Genomic DNA, 2,118 nt, shown 5'->3' on the forward strand with positions numbered 1-2,118 from the left:
CACGGTGGACACCCTTGCCTTGAGCTATGTGCTTGGCACTATTAACCCACACTCGGGACTTTCACCCGTTAGACTGCGCCCATGCCGGGCGCACCAAAAAAAGCGCAGCCTCATCGCTGTAGCTGCGCTTTTCTTACCATGAATATTTAGGTACCTTCACCTTGATTAAAGTATGGTTTTTAGAGTTTTCATCCTCTTTTTTATCAATCCAACTTCTCACTTTGTCGAGCCGATAAAAAATCCGTTTTCCACTTTGCAAAAATGGCAAGCCTTCCTGCATTCGCATGTTTCGTACTCGCCAGTAAGAAAGCCCCAGTATTAAAGCCAATTCTTTTTCCGAAATCATTCTGTCATCCATAATAATTCTCCTTTGCCTAATATTAATTATCCAAATATATAATATATAATTTATTTTTATTAAACTTACACCACATTCTCATAACCAAAACCATCCAATTAAAATCCCGCGCATACAAAAAAAGCGCAATTCTTCCACTGCGCTTTTTTCTATTTATAGAAGTACAAAAATATCCCCTAAAAACTCAGCTACTAAAATCCCAGGAAATTCAAAGCTTTTCAGCCCGCGAAATTTTTTCGCCCAAAATTTTTTCGCAGTCGACATTATATATCTATTGCGGAAATTAGTCATTCTCTTTTTCGAATTGCAGACAGTCCATAGCATTCAATAATCTTGTCTATTTCAGTTCGTATAGCATATAAAAAAGATTTATTTATATTAAGTCGGACACCATTAACGAAATTTATGTTATTTACAATAAAGTGAATGTGTGGCAAATCAAGCAGTTCTCCGGTATCTACATCGGTTACATGTACCGCATATATAACTTGAAAATTGCCCTCATATTCTGATAAAAATACGGCTAGTTTTTTTGCTATATCTGCCAACATTTCACCTGAACAACAATCCTCGCGCTCCGGGCTAAATACATAATGAAAAAACGCTTTGCCATTGAGGGTTGCTGATTGCCGTGCCACGCTTTCATTGAACACTTTTTTCACCTGTAGCATTTCCGCATAAGCATTACGAATACCGACATTCACACCACCAATCAAGTCAAACCGCGTAGCTCTGTAGTTTATGGCATAAACTATTTTCTCGTTTAAACAATCAATTCCATCATCACTTTTTATTATCACACGAAGAATTGACATATTCATTCATCCGCCTTTCCGCATTATTTTTCTCAATCCCCCATCGCTCTAGAAAGCTTTCCAAAATAATCTGTTCTTTTTTGGCATTTAGCTTAACTAGCTCTAAGCAAAGGTCTACTATTCCATTATCCGCAGCCGACTTAACCTGTTGAATGGATTTCTTGTTTTCTTCCACCAATTTCGCCACAGCCATACACTGTTCGTTTAAATCATGTCCTATCGCATTGATATCTGCATGCACTTGGCAAATTTTTTGGAAATTCTCTTTCCCATTGACGATATAGTCTACTTGCCCTTTACCGATCAAGTCCCGGATGACTTCACTTTTATTTTTTTTGCTCTCGTTCACCAGCCTTGCCAATTTTTCACTTGTCTCATCATCCAGACGGACTTTTAATTCATTTACTTTCATAGACATAAAGAATTCCTCCTTAAACTAAAATAAGGTTATAACCCTTCTTGGATTACAACCTTGTTATATTCGTTATAAAAAAATATTTGAATTGTGTACCATCTTCTATCTTGCTATAGTAAACGCACCCACAATATAGACTCATACCAATAATCTTTATACCAACATCTTCATTTCCGATATCCCTTATTATATATAGCCTTATATCTTTGTTACAAACGCCCTAACTTCAAGTAGAATTAACTGCCCCCTAGTATTGTATTTATCTATATGTAATATAGATAAATAATAAATATATATTATTATAGTGAAGCAGTATCAATAGCCTACACTCTATTGATACAATAAATTGGATTGTCAACAGTAAACTAAACAGATTTTTTAAGGGCATTTTCTTTGAATGCTCTTGGTGTTAAATAATTCAAAGAAGAATGAATGCTGTAGTTGTTAAACCAGTTAACATAGTCTGCTAACTCTACTTTTAATTCCTTTAATGATAAAAATGTTTTGTTCTTTACAAACTCTGTTTTTAT

The 2,118-nt window shown here is 35.3% G+C and carries 4 protein-coding genes; all 4 read right to left on the reverse strand.

Annotated features, from left to right (window positions below; translation table 11 throughout):
- Positions 1-133: 133 nt before the first annotated feature.
- Complete coding sequence (locus tag HNR32_RS13625) at positions 134-358, reverse strand: helix-turn-helix domain-containing protein (protein ID WP_183863588.1); 225 nt, start codon at positions 356-358, stop codon at positions 134-136.
- A gap of 287 nt (positions 359-645) precedes the next feature.
- On the reverse strand, positions 646-1,173 hold the full coding sequence (locus HNR32_RS13630; protein WP_183863590.1) for a relaxase/mobilization nuclease domain-containing protein: 528 nt from the start codon (positions 1,171-1,173) through the stop codon (positions 646-648).
- Positions 1,142-1,591: a ribbon-helix-helix protein, CopG family gene (locus HNR32_RS13635; protein WP_183863592.1), complete on the reverse strand. Its 450-nt coding sequence runs from the start codon at positions 1,589-1,591 to the stop codon at positions 1,142-1,144. Before HNR32_RS13635 ends, HNR32_RS13630 begins: the two co-directional genes overlap by 32 nt.
- 362 nt (positions 1,592-1,953) lie before the next feature.
- The coding region (locus HNR32_RS13640) for an IS3 family transposase (protein ID WP_183863594.1) at positions 1,954-2,118 on the reverse strand (165 nt) is incomplete at its 5' end.

This window comes from Pectinatus brassicae, from assembly GCF_014201835.1.
GTDB lineage: Bacteria > Bacillota > Negativicutes > Selenomonadales > Selenomonadaceae > Pectinatus > Pectinatus brassicae.